This window comes from Virgibacillus sp. NKC19-16 (assembly GCF_021560035.1).
GTDB classification, from domain to species: Bacteria; Bacillota; Bacilli; order Bacillales; family Amphibacillaceae; genus Virgibacillus_L; species Virgibacillus_L salidurans.
Genome location: NZ_CP074373.1, coordinates 831,216 through 850,918, shown reverse-complemented (window position 1 = coordinate 850,918; position 19,703 = coordinate 831,216). Strand labels below are relative to the sequence as shown.

Here is a 19,703-nt window from a genome sequence, read left to right as displayed (position 1 = left end):
TAAATGGGTTCCACATAGCTACGAGGCAAAAATATAAGGGGGATTATCTAATGTTAAAAAGGAAATGGTTATTGCTTTTTATTTTTTTACTAACACTTGGAATTTTACTCGCCGCTTGTAATAGCGATACATCAGGTGGCGACATGGAAGAAGAAGGCGAAGCTGAAGCGACGGAAGATACAGAAACGGAAGAACCGACGGAAGAGGAAGAAGGGGAAGAAGAAGCTACAGGTGAACCACAAATGGGCGGTACACTGACTGGTGCGATGGATACAGCTCCTGAAGGCTTGTTTAACCCGATTTTCTATACAGAAGCATATGAAGCTAATATTTTGGATTTCACCCATGAATCGCTGCTCAGTCAAAATGAGTCGCTGGAATTCGAACCGGAACTGGCAACCGATTGGGAAATCAATGAAGACCAAACCGAAATCACGTTAACGCTTGAAGAAGGCGTTACATGGCATGATGGTGAGGATTTCACAGCTGACGATGTTGTCTATACCTACAGTGCCATGGCCAGTCCAGGTTATGTAGAAGCGGGAGGCGTTCGTACAGAATATGTTGTTAGACTGCTAGGATATGAGGAATTCAATAACGGGGATACAGAAGAGTTCGAAGGCGTTGTTGCTGAAGATGATCATACGGTTACCTTTAAATTTGCCGAGCCTAATGTAACGATTGAAAAAGATGTGTCCTTCGACATTATTCCAGAACATATCTTTGGTGATGTCCCTATTGAGGAAATTCCTGAACATCCGGCAACACTTAACGCCGGTGAGGTTATCGGTACCGGGCCATTCCAGTTCACAGAAATGCTTGACCGTGAACAATATGTGCTTGAAAAGCATGCAGACTATTGGAAAGGTGAACCATACTTGGATCAAATCGTCTGGCGTGTTGTTGAGCAATCAGTCATGCTCGGGTTACTTGAAAATGGTGAGATCGATTTTATCGGTGATCCAACCGGTGTACCACCAGCAGACTATGAAACAGTAGCAGACGTTGATCATATAGAGCTCATCGAACAAACCGATTTCGGCTACCAGCTGCTAGGCTTTAAGATGAACCACCGGACAGATGCCGACGTTGAAAGCGGAACAATTGACCCTGATAACTGGGAATCAAACGAGGATATGAGTGAACAATTAGTACGTCAAGCGATTGCGTATGCAGTTGACCGCCAAGCGATCGTTGATAACCTGTTATACGGACATGGTTCTGTTATTAATGCGCCGATCGCTCAGCAATTCTGGGCATATGATGAAGAAGCTGCAACACCCTATGAATATGACCCTGAACAAGCGAACGCTTTGCTTGATGAGGCAGGCTATGTTGATACGAATGATGACGGCATGAGAGAAACACCTGACGGGGAAGAATGGGTTGTGAACCTGAACTACCCTACAGGGAATCAACTTCGTGAAGATGCTGCACCAATTCTCGCACAATTTCTAGAGGAAGTCGGTATTACAATCGACTTGCGTCAACCAAAGGAAATGACAGCTTATCAGGAAGAATTAACGGATGATAACACGGATTGGGATCTTTACATGATTGGTTGGAGCTTAGGAAGCGGTGACCCTGACCCATCTGCTTTATGGGGTGCAGATGCTGCCTACAACTTCTCGCGCTGGAACAATGATGAATCCGAACAATTATTACAAGAAGCAATGCAACCACCAGAAGCGTTCGAACAAGATTATCGTGCCGAGAAATACAGTGAGTGGCAATCTGTGTTCTCAGAGGACTTACCTGCGCTTCTCTTGTTTGCACAAAACTCCATTTACGGCTACAACGAGCGGTTAAATGGTGTTAACCCAATGCCATATTCATTCAATAACGACCCTGAATTATGGTGGGTATCCGAGTAACAATCTGAATGAAAAAGAAAAGAGCGTGCGGATTTCACGCATGCTCTTTTCTTTAAAAAATTTATTCATAAGGATACTAGGCTCATCATCAAATCAAGCAGTGATAGCTATTAAATCATAATAAGTAAAATATCCCGGTCTCTAATCAGGGGGAGATTTAGTGTATAAATATATAATTCGCCGTATCCTCATTTTTATCCCAATGCTCTTTTGCTTAACAGTTATTGTATTTGGCCTTGCACTAGCAGCGCCCGGGGATGCTTTATCTGGACAGGAGCTCTCTGACCCGAACGTCGATCCGGAAGTTTACGCAGAGCAACGGGAGGCATTAGGATTAAACGATCCGATTCCCGTCCAATATTGGCGTTGGGTAAGTTCTGCCGCACAAGGTGATTTTGGAGACTCATTAGTTTTTAACGGGCGTACAGTAGCTGAATTAATTGAGGCCAGGTTTTTAAACACGCTTTATCTTGGACTTTTTTCATTAGGTATTACGATTATTGTCGGAATTCCGATTGGTATTTATTCTGCCAGGAAACCGTACTCGCTGCTTGATTACGGCGCAACAGGTTTCGGCTTTCTCGGCCTGGCGATTCCGAACTTTTTCTTCGGTTTAATTGCCATTTATCTTCTATCGATTAATTTGGGGTGGTTCCCGGCACAAGGGACACTTTCTACTCCAGGTCTCACTGGTTTTGAAGCATTTATGGATCGTATACATCACATGATTTTACCTGGAATAACACTTGGCTTGGCAGGGACGGCAACCTATATGCGTTACATGCGATCAGAAGTGCTTGATGTCCTTGGCAGCGACTATATTCGTACAGCGAGAGCAAAGGGGATGACTGATCGTAATGTTCTCTACAAACACACACTACGTAATGCGCTGATTCCTATCATTACAATAATGGGATTTGAAGTTGGGGTGTTGTTAAGCGGTGCTGTTATTACCGAGCAAGTCTTTCAATATCCAGGACTTGGCACGTTGTTTCTAAGTTCGGTCACGAATCGTGATTTCCCGGTCGTTATGGCAATTGCCTTGATACTTGGAACACTCATACTCGTGGGTAATTTATTGGCCGATATCTTTTATAGTATTATCGACCCAAGAATCCGATATGATTGAGGTGAACATATATGCAGCCGAATCCACAAGAAACACCATCTACACAGCCCCAAAAGCATGCAAGCGAGATACAAAATAAGAGCAGAAGCCCATTTCAATTGGCGCTTCGCAGGTTCATGAAAAATAAAATGGCCGTTATAAGCAGCTTTGTTCTTTTAGCTATTATTATCGTTTGCGTTCTTGCCCCTGTATTTACCGATCTGGATCCGGAACAGTCAGATCTTTTATTAATTGAGCAGGGACCGAGTGATGAACATATTTTGGGTACCAATGGACAAGGCCAGGATAACTTTTCACGATTGTTATACGGTGGCCGAATTTCATTGATCGTCGGTTTTAGCGCCATGTTTTTCACCCTTGCTATCGGTGTTGTTCTTGGATCTATTGCTGGCTATTATGGTGGAAAAGTCGATAGCATCATTATGCGGGGCGCAGATATTATGCTTATGCTTCCGTTTCTCGTGCTTGTCCTAACGATCATTGCAATCATACAGGAAGTAACCATAGCATTATTTGTCACTATTATCGCAGTGACGGCTTGGCCAAACTTAACACGAATTATTCGAGGAACTTATTTGTCATTAAGGGAACAGGAATTTGTTCAAGGAGCCCGCGCGATCGGAGCAACTGATTTTAGAATTATCTTTAAGCATTTTATTCCTAATGCTATTGGGCCTATAATTGTTAATGCGACACTAATGATGGCAAGCTACATTATTATTGAATCCGGACTTAGCTTTATCGGCTTCGGTATTCCACAGCCAACACCAACATGGGGCAACATGATTTCAGAAGCACAGAATATCCGGATACTCCGTGAGCATCCAGAAGCCTGGATTCCACCAGGTGTAGCGATTTTTGTTACTGTGCTAGCTATCAACTTTATTGGCGATGGATTGCGGGATGCCTTTGATCCGAAAAGTAAAGCTCGTTAGAAAGGAACAGCAACCTGCCGCGTGGTGGCAGGTTGCTGTCTTTTTTCCTATGGCTCTTTTTAGTATTGTTGCTTTTAAATCTTCGCTGTTGATTTAAACTGCGACATAGTAGGAAATGATGGTTGGTGTATTTACCCGCTACGGAAATACACTACGCTTTCCGTGGGCGGCTGCCTGAGCCTCCTCGAGCTACGAAAAAGCAACAATCTTTTAGAAAACAGCCTTTCTATACTATTTTATTTACACCCGAAGTAATAGCACGCATTGGGTTATATGGCGTAAGATCTACCCCGCTGTTCTCTCCTCCTGCCAATGCAGCAGCTAGTCTCCCAATATACGGTCCCATAGTCAGCCCTGATGCACCCAGTCCTGTTGCTAAAACAACTCCTTTTACTACGTCTATTCCCCCAAGTATTGGTAAAACATCCGGTCCCATCGGTCGAAACCCAATCCGAACTTCCTGCAGTGTTCCATTAGAAAGTCCGGGTGCTACGTTTAATGCCTCTGACGTAACCTCATGTACGCCTCCTGCAGTTGTTCGATAATCGAAGCCAACTCCTGTTTCCCTGGTTGCCCCTACGACTATACGCGCGTCATCAAATGCCAGCATATAGTGACGGCTTTGTGGCAAAACAACAGGCCAATCAGACGTGTCTTCATTAGGTACATGAATATGAGCAATTTGTCCACGTTGCGGTTCTACGTTTAGATTGATTCCTAGAGGTGCTAATAGAGACGGAGCCCAAGCGCCAGTTGCAATCAGAACAGTATTGGCGTATAACTTTTCTCCATTCACCTCAACACCTTCTACGCTGTTCTTATTATATAGCAGCTTTGCTTCGCCTTTTATCATTTCTGCCCCATGTTTTTGCGCAGCTCGTTTTAAAGCGTTTCTAAGTAATCGCCCATCCACTCTTGCAGCTCCAGTTAAGAAAACAGACTTCAAGTCCTCATTCAACAATGGAAATCGCTCTCTCGTTTGGGCAGCGCTGAGTCGTGATATATCCCCCATTTCAGGCGCATCTTTTTGTTTGGAACGTGCCCTGCTCTCTATTTCATCCAGCATTTCAGAATCCGAATTCACAGTCAGAGCGCCTACTTTTTTATCCTTTCGGCAAGAAGACTCCATCTGAATTGTGTTTCGGGTGCCAACCCAACAATTCAGATGGAGATGAATTGCCGTCAGTCTGTAGGCTGAAAACTTCTCTTGTATTATCTTACTTTTTGGCGAACAAAAATTCGCATAATCCTTTGTCCAATGGTATAATTAGTCATAAATAGGAAGTGGATTTGATACGATAAAGAATTTAGACAACTGGTGTGCCTATCGAAATAATCCGTACATAATGAGCCTCAAGAAATGAAATAATCCTATTTGACTCGCCAAGAAAGGTGGTGAACACAATTGCTAGAAAGAAACCTGTTAAAGTATTGCGTAAACAAAAGAAATCCGAAAACATTCAACGTTTCACGCAGAAACAAAATATTGGACGTAGTAGCTTGACGGCTAAGGAATTCCGTCTGCTTCAACGTATGTCGCATAGTACAAAAGCCTTGCGTAATGTTGGATTATACACGATTAAACAAAACCACTTGAACAACGGTAAGATTCCGACTGCAAAGGAAGTTGACGCTGCCATGCGAGCTGATGTTAACTATTGGGCCGTTCAATCAAACTCTGCTCAAGCCATTCGCAGAACGTTGTATGCAGAAGTGAAGAGTTTTTTTCAAGCGCTGGAAAAGTGGAGGAAAAACCCAGAGAAGTTCACTGGTCGCCCTAAATTTCCGAAATATTCTTACGCTACAGAGAAACGTATCATCGAAATCTACCAAATTCCAAAAGTGGATAAAGACGGATACTGGGCTATTCCGATGAATGTGGCATTTCGAAAACGTTTCGGTTCTATTAAAATTCGTATGCCTAAAAACTTGTTGAACAAGAAAATCTCATACATTGAAATCGTACCAAAGCAAAAAGGTCGGTTCTTTGAGGTGCATTACATTTATGAAATGCAAGTCCCTCAAATGAAGAAACAACCAACGACAACTGCGAACGCTTTGAGTTGCGATTTAGGCATAGACCTAATGATGAGTTGTGCAACAAACCATGGTGATACGTTCCTGATTGATGGCAAAAAACTAAAGTCTATCAACCAATACTTCAACAAAACGATAAGCAATCTGCAAGAAAAAAATATCGAAAACGGTATTTCCAAACGTATCGTAACGAATCGTATGGCAAAACTTTGGCACAAACGTGACAGTCAAATCAACGGTTATATCTCACAAGCCGTAGGATTACTATTTAAAAAAGCAAAAGCATTCAACATTGATACGATTGTTGTCGGCTACAATGCTGGTTGGAAGCAAGCGTCCCGTATAGGGAAAAAGAACAATCAGAAATTTGTTCAGATTCCGTTTCATAAGCTGATTGCTGCCATCGAAAACAAATGTTTGAAAGAGGGTATTCGTTTCGTGAAGCAGGAAGAAAGCTATACATCAAAAGCTAGTTTTCTGGACAAAGATACAATCCCTGTCTGGTCGAAAAATGATCAGTCAAGCTACACATTCCATGGTAAACGTATCAATCGTGGTCTGTACCGAAGTAAAACAGGACAATGTATTCACGCTGACATTAACGGGGCATTGAATATTTTGCGTAAATCAAAAATTGTTGAATTGGACGAAGACCTCAACGTTAAAACGCCGATCAAAATGGAAGTACAAAAACGTAAAGCTGTTGCTTAGCGCATAGCTTAGTGGGTGCGTCAACCATCCATGTGTACCCGACTTGTCGGGGCTTGTAGTACACGCCAGAGCAATCTGAGTGGTGGCTTTTTCCAAAAAGAAGAACTGCTCTTTTTCGAAAAGGGTGGTGCAAGTGGGAAAACGATAGTACGTCGTTAGTACCAACCAAAAACAGTGTTTGGGGAGTGCTTAGCGGTGCTTGCTATTCAGAGCGTCAAATCGTCTAAGGCATGTAGCGAGGAGACCTGAGTAGATAACCCAAGGCCCCCACTGAAATGGGAACTGCAAGGTTTTCAGTGGGGGTATGTTGACATCCAACATCATGCTCCCCGTCCTCTTTTAACTGATCAATTAGCTCTGGATAATAATGAGCGCCACCCTTTGCAATTTTGTACCAATTCTCATCCTGCACGCTGGATATCCACGGACATACAATTCCCGCGCCGGCCGAAGTCGCATTCCCTTGATGTTCCTTATCGACCACAATTACATCTGTATTATTTTTTGCCAGATGATAAGCAGCACTTGCCCCGACGATACCGCTTCCTATTATAATGGTTTTCATGGATTCACTCCTATTGGATAATTTAATCTCAATATTCTCATTATAACACTTTCTCAACAATGGTCACGAATATTTGGAAAGAATATCTCTATGAGCACATATAGCATGAAAAACAATATAGCATTGTGCTAAAATATAGTTAGTCTTTATGTGGAACGTCAGGAAAGGATAATGAAAATGAATCGTTGGGAAACCTCACCATTTTTCCGCTTCTTCGGTGGAAAAAATTTATTATATTTATTTGCCCTCTTACTACTCATCGGGCTTAACATTCTAATCTTTACAGAAGTCTCATTTATCTTTGAGCCTATTGTCGTTCTCTTTGGAACAATTGCTCTTCCTTCCATTCTGGCTATCATTGCATATTATTTATTGCGCCCAGTTGTCAGATTGATGGGAAGCTACGGGGTAAAGAGAGGATTGGCAATTTTAATTGTCTTTATTGCACTTAGTGGTCTGCTAGCCTTACTTATTTTTCTAATTGTTCCCTTCCTGCAGCGGCAAATTACGAGTCTCATGAGTGAATTCCCGCAATACATCGCCCAGATGGGAAACAGTTTGGACCAGTGGCTAAGAAGCTCCATGTTTGCTGGTTATTACGAGAACCTGTCTGCGAACATTGATGGGGTATTTCAGACGATCTTGGATAATCTCTCCACCTATATAGGGGATACAATTGAAGGAGTAACTGGTTTTATCTCCCAGGTTGCTGCTGTCGTGATCGCTATTGTGACAGTTCCCTTTATTCTATTTTATTTATTAAAAGAAGGAGAAAAATTCCCGCGAAGAATTATACAAATACTTCCACCCAGATTACGCTCGGAGTTTAGGAGAGTCTTTGACGACATTGATCATCAGCTGAGTTCCTATATTGTTGGGCAAATATTGGTGAGTCTAAGCATTGGGGTCATGATGTACATAGGATTTGTGATTATAGGACTTGAATATTCGTTGCTGCTTGCGGCAATTGCCTGTGTGACAAATTTCGTCCCATATCTTGGACCTGCAATCGCGATTACCCCAGCCTTGATTATTGCCGCGGTAACCTCGCCATTTATGTTTTTCAAGTTAATTATTGTATGGACAATCGTGCAATTGCTGGAAGGTAAATTAATTTCCCCGCAAATTATGGGAAAAAGACTCCATGTACACCCAATAACCATTATATTCGTGTTATTGACCGCAGGAAATTTGTTTGGCGTTATTGGGATACTGCTTGCCATTCCAGGTTATGCGGTATTAAAGGTTGTAGTGAGTCATCTATTTATTCTATTTAAACGACGGCATAACCGCTATGCTGAGAAAGACAATCAATATGAAATTCAAGGGTAAACTCCCCTCCCCAAAGAGGCCACAGAATAATTGTAAGATTTTTCAGTGGCCTCTTTCGAATTGAAACTTATCGCTTTCCCATCCCGCTAATCGTTCCATCCATGGACATTGGTGCGTTCATGGCAACAAAAAATAACACAACGGTTGCATCCGAATTTGCAAGTAGTGGCGGGAGCGGGTTTTCTAAATCGGTAACTGCTTCTTGTTTGCTGATAGTAAGATCATTTATTGTGACCTCTCCGCTCATTACGTATAAAAAAGGTTTGAGATCTTTGTAAGTTGGAATTTCTAATTTTTCACCCGCTTTAGGATGAGCATCGAAAATGTAAACGTCTTGTCTGACATATAGTGGTGCCGCACTCTCCTTTGGTCCTACCATAAGATACCAGTCAGGATTATCTGTTGGTTTGTCGTGAAATTGAATATCCGGATCAAGATCCGATTCAGGTGGCCGGATGAAGATTTGCAGCATTTCCACAGCGGGTTCACTTTTCACCTTTTCTTCATGCCAAAAGCTATAGCCTACATTCATCATCATTAGCTTACCAGGCGCAATCGGCGCTTCAAACCCAGCAGAATCCCTATGAAAGGAAGTGCCTTTGTATACATAGCTGAAAATTTCATCGTTGACATGCTCGTGCATTTTTATGGTCAATCCTTTTTGCATTACTGCATGATCAATATTGCTTAATGTACCGAATGCCGAATCTCCTGTATCTTCCTCTAAAATATCGCTTGGCTGGATGCGGGTAATCGTAAAAGGTCCTCTAAACGGCTTGGCATGATTTCCCGCAGCAAGTTTTTGCAGCATAGTAAATCCCCCTTCTTCTTATTATCAGTATAGCAAATCTTCCATGTTCCTGAAGAATAGGATGTTTTATAGATGTATATCCCGAATAACTTGCTATCCCATTCATTTTTGATAATAATTGTACCTGGGAAGTAAACACTAAATTAGATGAAGAACGAATTTGCTAGTAAGGAAGTGAAATAAATTGACAAGCCATCCGAATGCAGCTGTGCAGTTTCAAGATGTGAATTTTTCCGCTGACGGTGTACATATTTTAAAGGATATTACAGGATATTTCCCAGAGGGTAAAATTACAACATTGGTCGGTCCATCCGGTGCAGGAAAGACAACATTGTTCCGATTATGCAATGGGTTAAAGTCACCGAATTCAGGAGAGATTTATATTAAAGGTAAAAAACTCGATGCCTATGAACCAGTAAAATTACGTCGGAACGTTGGGATCGCACTGCAAAGCGCAACGATGCTAAGTGGCAGTGTACAAAAGAACTTAGCCATGCCGCTAACATTGCAAGGAGAACAATTATCTGAAGAAAGAGCGCAGGAATTAATGCGAATTGTAGGACTTGATGGCTCTTTTTTAAAGAAGAATTCCAAGGACTTATCCGGTGGACAACGCCAAAAACTTTCCATTGCTCGCACCCTTGTGAACAGGCCGGAGATTTTATTACTTGATGAAATCACATCTTCACTGGATCGTGTGTCCCAGCAGGATATCGAAGCACTCATTCAGCAAATCAATCAAAAATACGGAACTACCATTATCTGGATCACGCACAACCTGCAGCAGGCACGAACAATCGGAGAGTTTACGTGGGTTATGATGGAAGGTAAAGTCATAGAAACCGGCGAAAGCGGCTTCTTGGATAATCCGAAAAATACGCAAGTAAAACGCTTTGTGAAAGGGGAACTGGAATGAGTTTTCTAACATTAGCAATCACACTTATATTTGTTCTCATTCCGATTGTCCTATCGAAAACATTTAACTTAGGTCTTGAAAAAGACACCATTATTGCAACAGTTCGTTCCATCATTCAATTACTTGCAGTGGGTTATATCCTTCAGTTTGTATTTGATGCCGAAAATATTATTTATATAGTACTAATGATCGTCGTCATGATTGGAGCAGCTACACAAAATGCCAGGAAAAAAGGGGCATCCATTAAAGGGATCACATGGAAATTAGTGGTGACATTTATTTTTGTTGAAGTTTTAACGCAAAGTATCCTGCTTGGTTTAAATATTACACCAGCAACTGCTCAATATATTATCCCAATTAGTGGTATGGTTATTGGAAACTCCATGGTACTCGGCATACTGTTCCTCAACCGCTTCACGGCAGAAATGGAATCACGCCAGAATGAAACAGAACTGATTCTATCACTCGGAGGAACACCTAAACAAGCAATTCACAAACAGCTTATCACTTCCATTCAAGCGAGCACGATTCCGACAATCGAAAGCCAGAAAACCATCGGACTCGTCCAGTTACCCGGTATGATGAGCGGGCAAATCATAGCAGGGGCTGATCCTGTACAAGCCGTACTATTCCAGTTGCTCATCCTATTCCTTCTATTAACAACAGCTGTTGTCACAAGCATCATGCTGGGATATTTATCGTACCCAACACTGTTTAATCAGCGCATGCAGTTTTTGGAGGATCGATTGGAGGTATCAGAGTAATGGTTGGTGAGAGGTTTACCTGATCTGGGTGAGCCTTTTTTTAATGATGATTTTGGGGGGATTTTATTGTGAATAAGTAAGTAAACTTCGGGATTCGGCTTGATGCCCGCACTCCCGTTTGGACGCTTTAGTGTCAGGACTCAGCATCCGAGCTTCGACATTCACCACCACGGGGTACGAGCCTCTATACGCACATCACAAAATATGATAAGCTATCCTACATTATGGAAATTTGGGTGGTGGAAAATTTTGAAGACAGGTAAAATATACATAATCATCATACTCATCATGTTCACATGGGGGATGAATGTTTCTGCGTTAAAGGTTCTTGTTGAGAATTTCGCGCCTATTACCATCACATCATTAAGGATTTTCGTCGCTGGTTTGACTGCAATTCTTTTCCTTATATTTGCTGAACTCGTTCGATTGCCCAAAAGAACAGAATGGATTTATATTATTGGTGGAGCTTTCTTAAGCGTTGTTTTCCATCATTTCTTTTTAGCGGAAGGACTTACTAAAACATCGGCTACGAATACAGGCTTGATTTTGGGGATGGGACCGCTTTTGACAGTAGTTTTCTCGATGGTATTTTTAAGACGAAAACCAACGTTCATTCAACTTATTGGATTTGTATTTGGAGGCCTAGGTGTTAGTTTTACGGTGTTGGCTGGAAGCGGTGGTCTGCAATCGATCAATGCAGGGGATTTAAATATTTTATTCTCCATTACTTCCCAGGCGCTCAGTTTTATATTAATTAAACGAGCGTCACAAACAATGGATCCCCGACTTCTGACCGGTTATATGCTGCTAATTGGTTCTTTTTTTCTATTTATCATTAGCTTATGGAAAGAACCAGGTGGTTTTGCCGCAGTTGCAGAGGTTTCAGCTCTTTCTGTATGGGCGATCTTCCTTTTCTCAGCAGTGATTGCTACCGGAATAGGGCATATGATTTATAACTATGCCATCGGCCAAGTCGGACCTGCCGAAACATCGATTTTTCTAAACTTGAATACCTTTTTCTCAATCATCGGTGCAGCTATTTTCCTCAATGAATCTATCATTCTAGCACACTTTATTGGACTTGTCTTAATTGTATCAGGTGTCATATTTGGTTCTGGAGGTTTGGAAGCCTGGCTTCTTAAGAGGAAGGTAAAACGCAGATCGTAGGGGATCTTTGCTTGGCTTCCTACACCCTCCTCTTTCCCCGTATAAAATCTAAACCAATCAACATACTAAAAATAAACACAGTATCGATAGGAGAAAATATGTATAAATCTATACGAAAAAGCACCCAACACCGTGATTATCCCTTACCTGATAGCCCTTGGATCATGACGCAAAAGTGGGATCATTTGTTGTTCATGCACCTGCCTGTATCCCAGGAAGTGATGAAAGCACAACTCACCGAGGGGCTCGAGCTGGACACTTATGACGGCGTGGCGTGGATTACAATCATACCATTTAAAATAAGTGATATGCGCCTACGCAAAATGCCGCCCTTCCCCTTTCTGCGTTCATTTCTGGAACTGAACGTGCGAACCTATGTCAGGCGGAACGGAAGAGCAGGTATTTATTTTTTCAGTCTGGATGCCGATAAGCTGCTCGCTGTTCTAGGCGCCAGAGTAGCTACGTTACCCTATTTTTATGCAAAAATGAAAATGAAGAAACGAGCGGGATCTTTCCATTACAGCTCTGTTCGCCGAGGAAACGCTGATGCTATTTTTAAAGGAAGTTACCACCCCATTTCCGAAGCCTACTATCCGGAAAAAGGAAGCCTGACTCACTGGCTACTAGAAAGATATTATTTTTGGTCATATAAAGACGGGGCTTTATTTAGAGGAGATATTCACCACAGGCAATGGAAAATTCGTGATGCAGAAGCGACTATTCAGAGGCAAAACATGGTCCCCTTTTTACCAGAAAATAATATGAATGAAGAACCACTCCTCCTGCATTACGCATCCTCCCGCCGTGTTTTATTTTGGCCGATTAAAAAAGTGGAGTAACAGAGCTTATCGCAGGATAAGGAGCTCTGTTCGCGCGACGAACCGACATGTGCGCGGAACAAGCAACTGCGTACGCGGAACAAACCCCAACTACCGCGGGATGAGGCGCTCTCAGCACAGAACGACCTCCTCACTACTTTGACATACTCACCAAAAACATGCATTATTATAATAACTCCACATAGAAAAGGTGAAAGAGATGCGTGTTGCGATATTCGATTTTGACGGTACTTTGTATGCGAACGAAACGTTTCCGATTTTGATGGATCATTTGAAAAATCATCCCGTCTATCATTCCAAATATAAACGATTTTTACGAACTATTTTACCTCCCTATATTGGCAGCAAGTTGAAAATTTATCCCAAACATAAAATGAGAGAACGGTCTATGCAAATTTACTTAGCTGCACTTGATCAACTCTCTAAACAAGAACTGGATACATACTTCGAGGAAATCGCTGAAAAAATGAAAACGAATTTCAATCAGCAAGTTATTGAAAGGTTGGAACAGCACATCAGTGATAATGATCATGTTATGCTGGTTTCCGGGGCATATACACCACTTTTGCAATCGGTCACAAAGGAATTGCTATTTCATACAATCATCGGGACAGATATCCCCTTGAAAGAGCAGCATGTTGATAGTAAATCTCCAATCTACCATATACAGGCATCACGAAAAAACGAGAAAATCCAAACTGCGCTAGCAAATAAAGATATCGACTGGTCTAATAGTTTTGCTTATGCCGACAGCTTTTCAGACCTTCCTGTTTTTGAACTCGTCGGGAATCCGGTCGCTGTCAAGCCCGAGCCACGACTGGAGTCAACAGCGAAAAACCGTGGGTGGGAGATCATTTAACGGTTAGGAGTCCCTGCCCCTGCCTAAGGTTAAAGAATTTTTGACCACTGGCAGGGGACAAAAAGAACTCTCTGTAACTTTACTCAAAACTCAATAACAGTCGTAATGCCAGAATTAATTTATGCAATTTTTGAAACCTCAACTTTATTTTTTTCCACCAAATGTATCCGGCATGATCACTGCACCAACCTCTCCTTTGGCACAACACGCATCACCTGCAAAAACTTCCGTATGTACCTTAAACTTCTTCGGATGAATTTCTTCCACGGTACCAATCGCCTTTAACGTAACATCCTGAGGTGTTGGTTTAACAAATTTAACCTCAAGCGATGCAGTCACAAAACGTGGTGCATCGAAGTCGTCACCAGGCTCATGACCATTCTTCCGGTGCAGGGCAAGTGACGCCGAAGCCGTTCCATGACAATCGATTAATGATGCAATCACCCCGCCATAGACAAATCCGGGTATTGCCGTATGCTCAGAACGCGGCGTGTGAAAAGTAACCGTCTGATCACCATCCCAACCTGTCCGGAAATGATGCCCACTTTCATTTAGCCGGCCACACCCATAACAATAGGAGAAGTCATCCGGGTATTCATCTTGGATTGCTTTTACTATTTCCATACTTGCCCCCCTTTTCTTCGTAGTATACATGAAATTATTTAAAAAGTCTCTATATTAATACGAATTTAGCAGTAAATGTTGAATATCGTTTTTGTACACTGGCCATCTCAAAGGGCATTGTTTTTAGAATAGACTTTATGGCTGTAAATTTTTTTCGAAAACCTGTTCATCGAATAATACCGCCATATAATAAAAAGACCCACCACGCGTTGTTCTGATGCGTGGTCGGTCTTTTATCCTCATTGTATTATACGAATCAGCAGTGTCTGGATTTTCGTCGTTGGTTGCAATTTGCCCCGCGGCCAAGGCCCCCTTCCAGCGCTCACTGCTATTCATCTCGCAGTCTGATCTCTCAATCCCACGTTCACTACCATTCCTCTACTCCGACCATACTGAATGTAATATAAATTCACAGAAATTATTGTGTATCATTTCCATATTGGATGCCGGGGTAATCTCCATTGAAAACGCACCGAACTCATCCTTAATGTAACAATTGCGACAAAAAGAACACCTGTCGACCAAGGGCCATTGACTAAACCAAGACCAATAATTAAACCGCCGAATGTCGCCCAAAGTGCGTAAATCTCCGCGCGAAGAACCATCGGCTTACGTCCTGCAAGAACGTCCCTGATCATCCCTCCGCCACATCCAGTCAATGTCGCCGCAACGAGTACCGCACTTAATGGTGCATTGACTTCAACAGCACTTAAAGCCCCTTGAATGGCAAATGACGCTAAACCAATCGCGTCAAAAAGAATTCCCCATTTATCCCAATATTCAATCCAGTTATTCGGTAATAGGAAAACCACCGTGAGCACCAAAAAGACGACAACGAATAAATCACCTTGTGTCCAAATGGATTCAATCGGTATACCAATCAACAGGTTACGGATCGTACTACCTCCGAACGCCGTCACAAACCCTAAAACATAAACACCTAAAATGTCATAATCCTCATGCGTAGCAATAATGGCACCACTAATTGCAAATGCAATAGTTCCAACAATGTTAAGTACTTCCCATATCAATGCTTTTCTTCCCTTTTTGTTTTATTGTCTATTATAGTTCTTTAAGTGGTGTTTATACAAATATAAAGGAAGCATGAGGACGGTCCCTCTGCTTCCTTATTTATTTTCCGTAACTGAATTTGTTTCCCTTCTTTTTGATAAGGGAGAAATCAACCGAACCGTTCCCACGCTTATCCCGCTTAAACCACACCAATAAACACCGCAATGATTAATAGTACAATACTCAGTCCCCATAACCACGGGAGGGAATATTTGATATGGCGTCCCATTTCCAAACCTGATAAACCAAGTGCTAGCCAAACAGCTGGTGCTAGTGGGCTGACAAATGTCCCTACAATGTTCCCAATGATCATTGCATATGCTGTAGATAGCGCACCTGTGCCAAAACCTGATGCGATCTGTTCAACTACTGGAAGCAATGCAAAATAATATGCATCCGTACTTAACAGTAAGTCAAAAGGTACACCCAAGACTCCAATAATCAAATGTAAATAAGGACCAACAGCTTCAGGCATTACTGAAACACCGTCTTCTGCTATTGCATCCAGCATTCCTGTTCCTGCCAGAATTCCTAAAAATGAACCTGCAGCTAGAATGATCGTTGCCATTGTCAGAGCGCTTGAAGCATGTGCCTTAATTCTATCCGTTTGATCTTTCAAATTTGGGTAATTAATTGCCAGTGCAATACTGACCCCAATCATAAACGCAAAGCCAGCTGGAATGATCCCCGATACTAACAATGCGACAACACCTATTGCAAGGATCGCATTTACCCAAATTAATTTCGGACGTGCAAGTGAATTTTCAGTGAAAGAAGAGGATTTTTCGTCCTCTTTCTCTATTTCTTCTGGTGTCTCCTCAAGCGCAGCCGCAGCTTCCAACCCCTGATTCCCAAACTGCTCTTTAATTCTCCGTTTTTCTCTAAATCCGAGGAATACTGCTAAACCTATCATCAATACCATCCCTATGATTTGCACTGGTATAAGCGGGTACCATAATTCCGTGACATCTATATCCAGAACGGAAGCAGTACGACCCAAAGGTCCCGCCCATGGGGTCATATTCATGATGGCAGCACTTCCAGCAATCAAGAGTAGCAGTAAATATGGATTCATGTTCATCCGTTTATACAATGGAAGCATAGCAGGAATGGTAATCAGAAATGTCGACGCCCCGGAACCATCCATTTGAGCAACTGCCGCAATCAAAACGGTAGCTACACTTACAGCTATAATATTTCCTTTCGAAAGCGCAACCATCTTGTTAATTAAAGGGTCAAAAAGTCCGGCATCTTGCATAATACCAAAGAATAGAATTGCAAAAATGAACATAACAGCAACATCGATGACTTGATCAATTCCTTGATTAAAATACTCGCCAATTTCACCCAATCCAAAACCGGCAAGAAATGCACCTAATAATGGTATTAATACCATCGCAATAATAGGAGAAACCTTCCCCTTGATTAATAAAATGACAATTGTCAATATGGTCGCAAATCCTATTAAACTTAACATACTATCTTCCTTTCATTCATTGTCTCTATTATGTAAGCGCTAGCAACTCACATCAAAAAAATAATTTTTTTTTTGACTTATTTAATAAATTAGCATATAAAAAAAGAAGGATAAACCTTCTTTTTATAAGTTACTTATTTCTTATATTCTTCATTTTGTTCATAAGTTTCACGGCGCATGTACTCACGCTCCGGCCTGCCGACACTTCCGTATTTTAATGTGGTATGAATCTCACTTGTGGACACCAGGTATTCCAGATAGCGACGTGCCGTGGAGCGGCTTGTCCCGATCAGTTTACTCAGTTCCACAGCAGTTATCCCTTTTTCCTTATTGGATTTCAAAAGATCTCTGATATCATTCAATGTAATCGGATCAATTCCTTTAGGCAAATTCGCGTTTGTACTGCTGGATTCAGTCAAATGATAATTCCCTGTAACAGAATCAATATCACGCTGCCCCAAAATCTCTTTCGCAATAAAAAAGCTACGGTACTGTTTATATCGCTTCAAGGACTGCGTGAAACGATCAGCATCCACCGGTTTCACGATATAATCAAAAGCGCCCCCTCTTAATGCTTCCTCAATCGTTGCAGCTTCGTTGGCGGCAGTGACAGCGATCATATCCACATCCTGATAATGATGACGGATCTGCCAAAACAACTCCATCCCTTTCACATCAGGAATGTAAATATCAAGCAGAATCAACTGTGGCCGAGACATGCAATTTTCCAAATAGGTCAATGCTTCTTCTCCCGTCTTTACAACTTCCTGAACCATATATCCTTCTAAGCTTTCCACATATCTTCTGTTTATTTCAGCAATCCGGAAATCGTCTTCGATAATAAGAACCTGTATATTATCACTCATCTGTGTTTCCTCCTATTTTTAGGTATAATCATCACGAAGCAGGCACCCCTCATTTCCCCTTCTTCAAGCATGACTTCGCCTCCTGATTTATGTACAATATGGCGGGTTAAGCTCAAGCCACTTCCTCGTTTTCCCTTTTCTTTTGTAGAAAATCCTTGTTCAAAAATATGTGGCATATTCGCTTCTGAAATACCCGAACCCGAATCATCAACCTCTACCACGATATCATCCCCTATATCAGTGAAAAATAGGCTAATTCGCCTGTCCCCCTCCTGATTATTTTTAACAGATTCAATCGCATTTTCAAGCAGATTTCCAAGCCCGGTAAGTAGTGCCTCCTGCGTGTCCTCGTGGTACGCTTGGCTAAGTTGACTATCCGGATGAATGGACAAGCTTATCCCAAGTTCATTCACCTGATTGATTTTCCCTTGTAAAAGCCCTTGAGCGACAGAATCTTTTACCTGCTGTGTCAAAAATTCCGATCGTTCCTGCTGGATATTTTTTTCTTTTTTAATAAATTCGATAGCTTCCTGTTTTTCACCTAACTGAAGTAATCCCAAAATCGTATAGAGTTTATTGGAAAATTCATGGGTTTGAGCGCGTTGCGCATTTGCATATTGTTTAATTTGCTGAAGTTCACGCGTCATATGTTCCATTTCTGTTTTTTTCCGAAACGTGGATACAGCACCTTCAATTGTCCCTTCCATGTAGACAGGTACCTGGTTTACCAAGACAACAGATTTCCCGAGTATCATTTCCTTGTCATAATGGCTCTCACCACTTTCCAGTACATCAAACAAAGCCGTACCTGGCAATAGCTCATCGATTGGTTTCCCGGAAAAATGATCCGGGTGCTGCACGTCACCGAACAGAATATGTTTTGCTGCCGTATTCATCAAGGTTATGATTCCCTTACGATCAACAGCTATCATACCTTCATGGGCTGACTGCAATATCGATTCTTTTTGCAAGAGTAAATGCGAGATTTCCTCCGGTTCCATATTGGATAACAACTTTTTGATATAATAGGCAATAAAAATCGCACCTGCAATCCCTAATAGACCAACCCCAGCCAGGGTAAGCCATAGTGACTTGCTCTGATTTGCAATAATGCTCTGGACATCCTCATTAAGAAAACCCACAGACACGACACCCATAATGTCCCCTGCTTCATTCAAAACAGGCAGCTTCCCACGAATAGAAAGTCCAAGTGACCCTGTGCTCCTAGATACATAGGCTTCCCCGTCCTCTAGGGCACGAGCATTGTCCCCACCTATCATTTCTTCCCCGATTCTTTCCGGGTTTGGATGGGAATAACGAATCCCCTCCCTATTTCCAACAACAATAAATTCTGCACCGGTTTCCTCCCGAATTGGAGCCACGGTTTCCTGAATTACAGAAGCAGGATCCTCCAGCTCAAAAGCCGCCTTTACTTCCGGCATATTGGCAACAGTCTTGGCCACACTTAAAGCACGTTTTCCGACCTGGTCTTCGATGGTATTGGAAATAAATATATGAAGAAATCCAGCAAAAAGGATACAAATACCAGCAATTAGCAAACTGATCAGAACAATCATCTTTATTTTCAAACTAACTTTCACATTAGGCTCCAAATTTCGCTTGTTATACGGTTTATGAAAACGAATCATGTTGACGGCTCCTTCATTTATGTAAAAACGGATGGGGTATGGAAGGCTCTGCTCCCAAAACATAGGAAAAAACGCTG

At 42.0% G+C, this 19,703-nt stretch carries 17 protein-coding genes and 1 pseudogene; 10 read left to right on the top strand and 8 right to left on the bottom strand.

Annotated elements, in window-relative coordinates:
- Window positions 1–50: 50 nt before the first annotated feature.
- From KFZ58_RS04645 to opp4C, 3 genes are all read left to right on the top strand, one after another.
- Entirely contained in the window at window positions 51–1,874 is a 1,824-nt protein-coding gene (locus KFZ58_RS04645) for a peptide-binding protein (protein ID WP_235793662.1), read from the top strand.
- 160 nt (window positions 1,875–2,034) lie between these two features.
- The gene (locus KFZ58_RS04640; RefSeq protein ID WP_235793661.1) at window positions 2,035–3,003 is read left to right on the top strand and encodes an ABC transporter permease; all 969 of its coding nucleotides are present in this window, start codon (window positions 2,035–2,037) and stop codon (window positions 3,001–3,003) included.
- 11 nt (window positions 3,004–3,014) lie between these two features.
- Entirely contained in the window at window positions 3,015–3,938 is a 924-nt protein-coding gene (opp4C, locus tag KFZ58_RS04635) for an oligopeptide ABC transporter permease (RefSeq protein WP_235793660.1), read from the top strand.
- A gap of 226 nt (window positions 3,939–4,164) precedes the next feature.
- Here the strand turns inward: opp4C and KFZ58_RS04630 are convergent, their stop codons facing one another.
- Entirely contained in the window at window positions 4,165–5,067 is a 903-nt protein-coding gene (locus KFZ58_RS04630; protein WP_255695049.1) for an NAD(P)/FAD-dependent oxidoreductase, read from the bottom strand.
- Window positions 5,068–5,342: 275 nt separating this feature from the next.
- Between KFZ58_RS04630 and KFZ58_RS04625 the strand changes: the two genes are divergently transcribed.
- Window positions 5,343–6,686 (top strand): RNA-guided endonuclease TnpB family protein, encoded by a 1,344-nt coding sequence (locus KFZ58_RS04625; RefSeq protein WP_235794663.1) that lies wholly within the window; start codon window positions 5,343–5,345, stop codon window positions 6,684–6,686.
- A gap of 307 nt (window positions 6,687–6,993) precedes the next feature.
- Here KFZ58_RS04625 and KFZ58_RS04620 read toward each other — a convergent pair.
- A pseudogene (locus tag KFZ58_RS04620) lies at window positions 6,994–7,251 on the bottom strand (NAD(P)/FAD-dependent oxidoreductase); the annotation flags it as partial.
- Window positions 7,252–7,428: 177 nt separating this feature from the next.
- On the opposite strand from KFZ58_RS04620, the gene KFZ58_RS04615 reads away from it, so the two are divergent.
- Complete coding sequence (locus KFZ58_RS04615) at window positions 7,429–8,583, top strand: AI-2E family transporter (RefSeq protein ID WP_235793658.1); 1,155 nt, start codon at window positions 7,429–7,431, stop codon at window positions 8,581–8,583.
- 67 nt (window positions 8,584–8,650) lie between these two features.
- Here KFZ58_RS04615 and KFZ58_RS04610 read toward each other — a convergent pair whose 3' ends face one another.
- Window positions 8,651–9,394, bottom strand: a complete 744-nt coding sequence (locus tag KFZ58_RS04610; RefSeq protein WP_235793657.1) for a pirin family protein — start codon at window positions 9,392–9,394, stop codon at window positions 8,651–8,653.
- Between the two features lie 184 nt (window positions 9,395–9,578).
- On the opposite strand from KFZ58_RS04610, the gene KFZ58_RS04605 reads away from it, so the two are divergent.
- The 5 genes from KFZ58_RS04605 to KFZ58_RS04585 all read left to right on the top strand — a co-directional run bounded on the left by KFZ58_RS04605 (window position 9,579) and on the right by KFZ58_RS04585 (window position 13,939).
- Window positions 9,579–10,310: an ABC transporter ATP-binding protein gene (locus KFZ58_RS04605; RefSeq protein WP_235793656.1), complete on the top strand. Its 732-nt coding sequence runs from the start codon at window positions 9,579–9,581 to the stop codon at window positions 10,308–10,310.
- Window positions 10,307–11,074, top strand: a complete 768-nt coding sequence (locus KFZ58_RS04600) for an ABC transporter permease (RefSeq protein WP_235793655.1) — start codon at window positions 10,307–10,309, stop codon at window positions 11,072–11,074. Before KFZ58_RS04605 ends, KFZ58_RS04600 begins: the two co-directional genes overlap by 4 nt.
- A gap of 249 nt (window positions 11,075–11,323) precedes the next feature.
- Window positions 11,324–12,241, top strand: a complete 918-nt coding sequence (locus KFZ58_RS04595) for a DMT family transporter (RefSeq protein ID WP_235793654.1) — start codon at window positions 11,324–11,326, stop codon at window positions 12,239–12,241.
- Window positions 12,242–12,339: 98 nt separating this feature from the next.
- Window positions 12,340–13,080, top strand: coding sequence for a YqjF family protein (locus tag KFZ58_RS04590; protein ID WP_235793653.1), 741 nt, complete (start codon window positions 12,340–12,342; stop codon window positions 13,078–13,080).
- 199 nt (window positions 13,081–13,279) lie between these two features.
- A complete protein-coding gene (locus tag KFZ58_RS04585) occupies window positions 13,280–13,939 on the top strand; it encodes an HAD family hydrolase (protein ID WP_235794662.1) in 660 nt (219 codons plus the stop codon).
- A 144-nt stretch (window positions 13,940–14,083) separates the two neighbouring features.
- On the opposite strand, the gene KFZ58_RS04580 is transcribed toward KFZ58_RS04585, so the two are convergent.
- The 5 genes from KFZ58_RS04580 to KFZ58_RS04560 form a co-directional block, all read right to left on the bottom strand.
- Complete coding sequence (locus KFZ58_RS04580) at window positions 14,084–14,563, bottom strand: PaaI family thioesterase (RefSeq protein ID WP_235793652.1); 480 nt, start codon at window positions 14,561–14,563, stop codon at window positions 14,084–14,086.
- A 428-nt stretch (window positions 14,564–14,991) separates the two neighbouring features.
- A complete protein-coding gene (locus tag KFZ58_RS04575) occupies window positions 14,992–15,594 on the bottom strand; it encodes a trimeric intracellular cation channel family protein (protein WP_235793651.1) in 603 nt (200 codons plus the stop codon).
- A 179-nt stretch (window positions 15,595–15,773) separates the two neighbouring features.
- Entirely contained in the window at window positions 15,774–17,111 is a 1,338-nt protein-coding gene (locus tag KFZ58_RS04570) for a CitMHS family transporter (protein ID WP_235793650.1), read from the bottom strand.
- A gap of 134 nt (window positions 17,112–17,245) precedes the next feature.
- Entirely contained in the window at window positions 17,246–17,977 is a 732-nt protein-coding gene (locus tag KFZ58_RS04565) for a response regulator (RefSeq protein ID WP_235793649.1), read from the bottom strand.
- Entirely contained in the window at window positions 17,974–19,626 is a 1,653-nt protein-coding gene (locus KFZ58_RS04560; protein WP_235793648.1) for an ATP-binding protein, read from the bottom strand. Before KFZ58_RS04560 ends, KFZ58_RS04565 begins: the two co-directional genes overlap by 4 nt.
- Between the last annotated feature and the right edge of the window lie 77 nt (window positions 19,627–19,703).

Bases quoted from the DNA above. Each gene is read 5' to 3' on its own strand.
- KFZ58_RS04645 (WP_235793662.1), top strand. From the start codon at position 51: ATGTTAAAAAGGAAATGGTTATTGCTTTTTATTTTTTTACTAACACTT.
- opp4C (WP_235793660.1), top strand. From the start codon at position 3,015: ATGCAGCCGAATCCACAAGAAACACCATCTACACAGCCCCAAAAGCAT.
- KFZ58_RS04630 (WP_255695049.1), bottom strand. From the start codon at position 5,067: ATGGAGTCTTCTTGCCGAAAGGATAAAAAAGTAGGCGCTCTGACTGTG.
- KFZ58_RS04615 (WP_235793658.1), top strand. From the start codon at position 7,429: ATGAATCGTTGGGAAACCTCACCATTTTTCCGCTTCTTCGGTGGAAAA.
- KFZ58_RS04610 (WP_235793657.1), bottom strand. From the start codon at position 9,394: ATGCTGCAAAAACTTGCTGCGGGAAATCATGCCAAGCCGTTTAGAGGA.
- KFZ58_RS04600 (WP_235793655.1), top strand. From the start codon at position 10,307: ATGAGTTTTCTAACATTAGCAATCACACTTATATTTGTTCTCATTCCG.
- KFZ58_RS04590 (WP_235793653.1), top strand. From the start codon at position 12,340: ATGTATAAATCTATACGAAAAAGCACCCAACACCGTGATTATCCCTTA.
- KFZ58_RS04585 (WP_235794662.1), top strand. From the start codon at position 13,280: ATGCGTGTTGCGATATTCGATTTTGACGGTACTTTGTATGCGAACGAA.
- KFZ58_RS04580 (WP_235793652.1), bottom strand. From the start codon at position 14,563: ATGGAAATAGTAAAAGCAATCCAAGATGAATACCCGGATGACTTCTCC.
- KFZ58_RS04570 (WP_235793650.1), bottom strand. From the start codon at position 17,111: ATGTTAAGTTTAATAGGATTTGCGACCATATTGACAATTGTCATTTTA.
- KFZ58_RS04565 (WP_235793649.1), bottom strand. From the start codon at position 17,977: ATGAGTGATAATATACAGGTTCTTATTATCGAAGACGATTTCCGGATT.
- KFZ58_RS04560 (WP_235793648.1), bottom strand. From the start codon at position 19,626: ATGATTCGTTTTCATAAACCGTATAACAAGCGAAATTTGGAGCCTAAT.